We start from the raw sequence: 6225 nt of genomic DNA on the forward strand, positions 1-6225 counted from the left end.
CTCTCTCACCAACCGAGAAATCCTTTGTCGAAAGGTATTATTTAATCTTTCAATAGGATTGGTTTGACCAGTTTCTTTTCCGACCGGTCGATGACGTTTACGAAGAATTACTGTCTTATAGGACTCCCAAAAGTCTGTGTAGGCAACCGCGCATTGTCGGTAAACACCTGGTAAACTGTCCAAAAGTTTTTTGGCTGATTGACGACTCCTATCTCCGCGCATAGCAACCAATAATTTCCCGTGTCTTTCTATCAATTAACCGCCAAATATAAACCTTTATCGTCTTAGAAAAAACCAAAGACCACATCTCATCACATTCTCTAACCAATTTACCTTTTGATTTGTCTGAAACCTTTACTTGACGAGGGACAGATGCCAATTTATTGTTGACGTAATTTTGTAACCATGACCAACTTACTCCTGTTACTCTAGCAATTCCTCGTAAGTAAATTCGTTCGAGCAGGAGTTTATCAATTAATTGTTTGGTTTCGTCAGAGACGGTTTTATTAGTGGGATTGATCACAAACGGTTGACCGCAATCTTTACACTGACGTTTCGGCTTGCCATTATGTGTAGAACCATTTTTGATGGTATGATAAGAACCACATTTAGGACAACAAGATGTTGAAGTTTGTGAATCTTTTGTCAGAAGACAATGTTCTAAATCTTCATCGTAATTTAACCAAAGTTTAATTATCCAAGAGAAGATATTGATAAAAATAGCAATCATAAAAAGCAAATCCCCAACATTTATCAAGCAATTATTTTTATTAGTAAATATCCTACACGACTCAGTCCAGATAAGCAAGATGGCTTACCACTACTACCGAATCACTACCCCCTTTTCCCTTCTCCCCACTTCCCCATACCTTTGAGAGAGGATTTAGTATTACCGGTAACAGCAGCTACCCAATTTTTTTTGGTATTTGTTATGCTGATTGTTAACAATTTGTAATCTTTGGGAAAGTTCCTCAATACTGCATGGTCGTTTCTGCTACAATTCCACCCCTAGCTCAAGATACCCTCGCCCTGAAAGCGGTGTGGGCAAATGTCGGCTATGATAGTTGTCCCTACCATTACAATTTCCATCTTCATACCCATTGCTCCGATGGTCAAATGAGTCCCCAAGACTTGATGAGACAAGCGTTAGACATCGGACTAAAAGGATTAGCAATTACCGATCATCACTCGATCGAAGGTTATCGACAAGCCCAAATTTGGCTAGAAAATCAGCATTTAAAGGGTTCTCTACCCCATCTCTGGACAGGGGTAGAAATTACGGCGAATCTCTTAGACACAGAAGTGCATATTCTTGGCTATGGTTTCGATCCCGCTCACGTCGTCTTGACTCCCTATCTGCAAAGAACCAAACCAGAAGGAGATCTGGCTTTAGCCTCTAGAGTCATTAACAGTTTACAGCAAGCGGGGGCTTTAGTGGTTCTGGCTCATCCCTTTCGTTACCATCGCCCCGCTGCCGATTTAGTGGCGGCGGCGGTAGAATTGGGTATTGATGGTATTGAAGCTTTTTATGCCTACGGCAATCCCAAACCCTGGCTACCGAGTCAACCGGAAACCGAACAAGCACTCGCTCTTAGCCGTCAGTACCAATTATTCGCCACCTGTAGCACCGATTCCCACGGTAAATCTTTATTACAGCGCATTTAGCCTGATCCCGGGATTAACGGTAAAATACCTAAATTGACTAAACTCGATCCTTTCTCGATCGAGTGTTAGTTTTTTATGGCCGTTGATCAGTGATCAGTAATCAGTAACCAGTGAAAGAGCCTAAATTTGTTGAAAATTGAAAACTTAAACCTGATAACTTAAAACTTAAACCTGATCACTGATAACTGATAACTGATAACTGATAACTGATAACCCCCTGAATGAAAGATTTATTCCTTGACACTTGCTGGTTAATTCCCATTTATGGCTTAATTGGTTCGATTTTAACCTTGCCTTGGTCTTTAGGCATTATTAGTCGCACCGGTCCGCGGCCGGCCGCTTATATTAACCTATTGATGACCGTCTTAGGATTAATACATGGATCGATCGCTTTTAATCAAATTTGGCATCGAGAGACGATTAAACTGGCTTTTGAATGGGTAAGAGTGGCCGATCTTAGTTTATCCCTTTCGATCGAACTTTCTCCCGTCAGTTTGGGGACGCTGGAACTGATTACCCTCATCAGTCTCCTGGCCCAAATCTATGCCCTTGGCTACATGGAAAAGGACTGGTCTTTGGCAAGATTTTATGGCTTAATGGGCTTTTTTGAGGCAGCTTTGGGGGGAATTGCCCTCAGTGACTCCCTACTATTCAGTTACGCTTTCCTAGAGATGTTAACGGTCTCTACCTATCTCCTCGTCGGTTTTTGGTATGCTCAACCTTTGGTAGTAACCGCGGCGCGAGATGCCTTTTTAACCAAGCGCGTCGGCGATATTATTTTATTGATGGGTTTGGTGGCTCTGTCCAGTTACGGAGAAGGATTGAGTTTTTCTCAGTTAGAAAATTGGGCAGTAAATAACCCTGTGCCACCTCTGACGGCGACTTTGTTAGGATTAGCCCTTATTGCTGGTCCAACGGGTAAATGCGCCCAATTTCCCCTGAATTTGTGGCTAGATGAGGCGATGGAGGGACCAAATCCAGCCGGAATCATGCGGAATTCGATCGTGGTTTCGGCGGGGGCCTATGTTTTAATTAAGCTGCAGCCAGTGTTTACCCTATCTCCGATCGCAGCCAATGTTTTAATAGTGTTGGGGACAATGACGGCAATCGGTACTTCTCTGATGGCCCTATCCCAAATTGATATTAAACGGGTTTTATGCCACTCCACCAGTGCCTATCTCGGTTTGGTCTTTATTGCGGTGGGATTAGGTCATGTGGATATCGCTTTGCTAATTTTATTCTCCCATGCGGTCGCAAAAGCTTTATTGTTTATGAGCGCAGGAGCATTAATTCTCACTACCAGTAACCAAAATATCACGGAAATGGGGGGAATTTGGGCAAGAATGCCCGCTACAACCATGGCTTTTTTAGGGGGTTCCGCGGGGATGACGGTTTTAATGCCCCTGGGGATGTTTTGGACGTTAAAACGGTGGTTAAGTGGTGAATGGGCGATTCCTTGGTGGTTATTAGCGGTTTTAATCTTTGTTAATTGTCTTAGCATCGTCAATCTCACCAGGGTATTTCGTTTAGTCTTTTTGGGACAAACCCAAAGTAAAACCCATCGCACCCCGGAAGTGGCTTGGCCGATGGCTTTGCCCATGGTATCATTGATTTTAATCGCTTTATTGGCCCCGATTATTCCCCTACGTTGGGATTTTTGGCTATCTTTCACCAATCCTCTCCTTAATAACCAGAGTTTTACTATTGTCTGGGGTTTTCCCTTACTGATGGCCTCTGGAGTAATTGGCCTAGTTATCGGGTTAACGGTAGAGTTAAGACGAGCTTGGGCGAGACCAACCGGGTTAATACTGCGATTCTTGCAGGATTTGTTCGCTTATGACTTCTATCTTGATCGCATCTATCAGTTTACCGTGGTTTTAGCGGTGGGCAGCTTGTCCAAAATTACCGCTTGGCTCGATCGTTATATTATTGATGGTCTGGTTAATTTGGTCAGTTTAGCGACGATTTTTAGCGGCAGTGCCTTAAAGTATAATGTTTCTGGTCAATCACAGTTTTATGTCTTGACTATTCTTTTGGGAATAGGGGGATTAATCTGGCTCTTATTAAACGGTCAATGGTCACTGATAACTAATTATTGGTCATCCCTGTTGACTCATTGAACCTCTATGTATCGCTCCCTAGTCTTCCGGTCGCGGACTAGGGAGTGAAAGCAGCGGGATGAACATGATCAACAAGGACAGACGGTTAAAATCGGTCTTAGCTTAAAACCCCACACCCTGCCCGCGGGAAAAACTTTTTCAGCAAGCCCTATTTGTGTTATGATGGGTTGGTCAAAAATGCTGGTGTAGCTCAGTGGTAGAGCAGCTGATTTGTAATCAGCCGGTCGCGGGTTCAAATCCCATCACCAGCTTCAATCTCTCACTCCCAATCGAACTTTAAAAAACCTACTTCCCACTTCCCACTTCCCACTTTCAAACCGAAGACCCCTGAACGGAAATTTAAGCCGGACAAAACCATTCTAGGGACTGGGGTTCGCAACTGTGGCACACTAGAGAGTATAACTGAATTGACGGTAAGCCCTTGACTAATCAAATTACCCCTTTCGACCCCCTTCACAACCACGACGAGACGGGCCATGACCACGAGTCAAAAGGGACTCCCCACGTCCATAGCGAAGCTTCCCTGAAGCAAATTATTAACCGTCTTTCGCGTATCGAAGGACATATTCGCGGCATCAAGACGATGGTATCGGAAAATCGTCCCTGTCCCGAAGTTTTGATGCAAATTGCCGCTATTCGCGGGGCGATTGATCGCGTTGCCAGAATTATTCTCGACGAACATCTGAGCGAATGTATTGCCCGGGCTGCCCAGGAAGGTAGTATCGAGACAGAAATTGAAGAATTAAAGGCCGCCTTGGATCGCTTTTTACCCTAGATTGTGCTACAATGAGAAGTTGGCATTTTTTAGGCAGAGAGCAATTACAGGAGGTGAATTAGGTTAATGACCCAAGTGGTAGTTGGTCAGAACGAGGCGATCGAATCAGCCCTGCGTCGTTTTAAGCGACAGGTAGCGAAAGCGGGAATTTATGCGGATATCAAAAAGCATCAATTTTTTGAAACCCCTCAAGAAAAGAGAAAGCGTAAAGCAGTAGCCCGGAGACGACAAAGAACCCGTCGTCGTTAAAATTAGCCAAGTCAGAAGTCGCTCGAAAGCTTCTGACTTGCTTTTATTTTAACCTCTGTTTTGGGGGTTGGGAAGCGGGAAGTGGGGAGTGGGAAGTGGGGAGAAAAAAGCTGATAAGATAAAGTTTAGCCCTCGATCGAGTTCTAGTGTTTTCATGGTTTTACAACTGCGCGTCTATGTTCCCGAACATCCTCTGGTTAAGCATTGGTTAGCGATCGCCCGCGATCAAAATACCCCCTCGGTACTGTTTAAAACAGCGATGACGGAACTAGGGCGCTGGTTAACCTACGAAGCAGCCCGGCAATGGTTGCCGACCCTGGAAACTAGCGTTAAAACCCCTCTAGCGGAATGTCCCGCTACTTTTATCGATCCTAGCGTACCGATGGCCGTAGTCCCGATTTTACGGGCAGGATTAGCCCTGTTGGAAGGGGCGCAAAGTCTTTTACCCCTAGCTAGTACCTATCATCTCGGTTTAGCCAGAAATGAGGAAACCCTAGAGGCGAGTTGTTATTTAAATAAATTACCGGCCAGTTTTGATCCGGCCACAAGAGTCTTAATTCTTGAACCGATGTTAGCCACGGGGGGATCAATTTCAACAGCAATGGCAGAAATTACCAGCAGAGGCGTTGATCCTGCCCTGATTCGCCTGATTTCCGTGGTGGCTGCCCCGCCGGCTTTACAGAAATTGAGTCAAAATTATCCCAGCTTGAACATCTATACGGCTATTATCGATGAAGGATTAAATAGCCGCGGTTACATCGTGCCGGGGTTGGGCGATGCCGGCGATCGAGCTTTTGGAACCTATTAGGAGAAAAGGGGATTATGAGTCAGCGAGATGGGTTTACGGGCGGTTTTTTAGCCGGTGCGATTGTCGGTGGTTTAGTGGGCGGTGTTTTGGGGACAGTGTTGGCTAATCGCAGCCGTCGCGGTTTAGGAGATGGGGATAATCAAGCTTTTTTAGAGGAGATCCGCAATGGGCGCTTGACTCCAGAGGAAGGCATGGAAGTGGCCCGCCGCAGTTTAGAAGATAAAATTGCCCAGTTAAATCTAGCGATCGATGATGTGCGTCAACAGTTAGGATCGGTACAGGAAAACGGCAGCGATCATTAAAATAGGGCTGGCCGAATAAATCTAAAAACCTTGTTAGACCTCGACCTAATTTAATTAGGGTCTGCTGAAAAAGTCATTGAAAAGTACAGGTCTCTTAATCAATGATTTCACCTAGCTACAAGCATAAGCTTTAGTTGTTGATTAATTTTTAAGTTATAACTTATCCTAATCATTGACCGAGAAAAAGTGCTGTTTTTCCATTTCAGACATAAAAAAGCCCAAAAAACCTGCCTCAACAGGTTAGAAAGATTCATGACTAAAAAAGTAATAGCAATCGCTGAAAAGGAAGTATGAGGAAGTTTAGCC

6 protein-coding genes, 1 tRNA gene and 2 pseudogenes are annotated in these 6225 nt (G+C 44.5%); 7 read left to right on the forward strand and 2 right to left on the reverse strand.

What is annotated here, in order from left to right:
- Positions 1-649: pseudogene (locus O9332_RS26745) on the reverse strand (IS1 family transposase); the annotation flags it as partial.
- A 332-nt stretch (positions 650-981) separates the two neighbouring features.
- Here O9332_RS26745 and O9332_RS26750 point away from each other — a divergent pair.
- From O9332_RS26750 to O9332_RS26780, 7 genes are all read left to right on the forward strand, one after another.
- Positions 982-1665 carry a PHP domain-containing protein gene (locus O9332_RS26750; protein ID WP_002762451.1) on the forward strand — a complete coding sequence of 228 codons (684 nt, stop codon included), beginning with the start codon at positions 982-984 and terminating at the stop codon, positions 1663-1665.
- Between the two features lie 221 nt (positions 1666-1886).
- Positions 1887-3785, forward strand: coding sequence for an NAD(P)H-quinone oxidoreductase subunit F (locus tag O9332_RS26755; protein ID WP_002790087.1), 1899 nt, complete (start codon positions 1887-1889; stop codon positions 3783-3785).
- A gap of 179 nt (positions 3786-3964) precedes the next feature.
- Positions 3965-4036 (forward strand) — tRNA-Thr (locus O9332_RS26760).
- 170 nt (positions 4037-4206) lie between these two features.
- Positions 4207-4560 (forward strand): metal-sensing transcriptional repressor, encoded by a 354-nt coding sequence (locus tag O9332_RS26765; protein ID WP_002766602.1) that lies wholly within the window; start codon positions 4207-4209, stop codon positions 4558-4560.
- A 66-nt stretch (positions 4561-4626) separates the two neighbouring features.
- Complete coding sequence (gene rpsU, locus O9332_RS26770; protein ID WP_002738938.1) at positions 4627-4809, forward strand: 30S ribosomal protein S21; 183 nt, start codon at positions 4627-4629, stop codon at positions 4807-4809.
- A gap of 154 nt (positions 4810-4963) precedes the next feature.
- Entirely contained in the window at positions 4964-5617 is a 654-nt protein-coding gene (gene upp, locus O9332_RS26775) for a uracil phosphoribosyltransferase (RefSeq protein WP_002764021.1), read from the forward strand.
- A 14-nt stretch (positions 5618-5631) separates the two neighbouring features.
- The gene (locus tag O9332_RS26780) at positions 5632-5919 is read left to right on the forward strand and encodes a ssl2009 family thylakoid membrane protein (RefSeq protein WP_002790084.1); all 288 of its coding nucleotides are present in this window, start codon (positions 5632-5634) and stop codon (positions 5917-5919) included.
- A 107-nt stretch (positions 5920-6026) separates the two neighbouring features.
- Here O9332_RS26780 and O9332_RS26785 read toward each other — a convergent pair.
- Positions 6027-6225 (reverse strand): annotated as a pseudogene (locus tag O9332_RS26785) (IS5/IS1182 family transposase); the annotation flags it as partial.

The organism is Microcystis sp. LE19-10.1B (assembly GCF_027530565.1).
Taxonomy (GTDB): Bacteria; Cyanobacteriota; Cyanobacteriia; order Cyanobacteriales; family Microcystaceae; genus Microcystis; species Microcystis aeruginosa.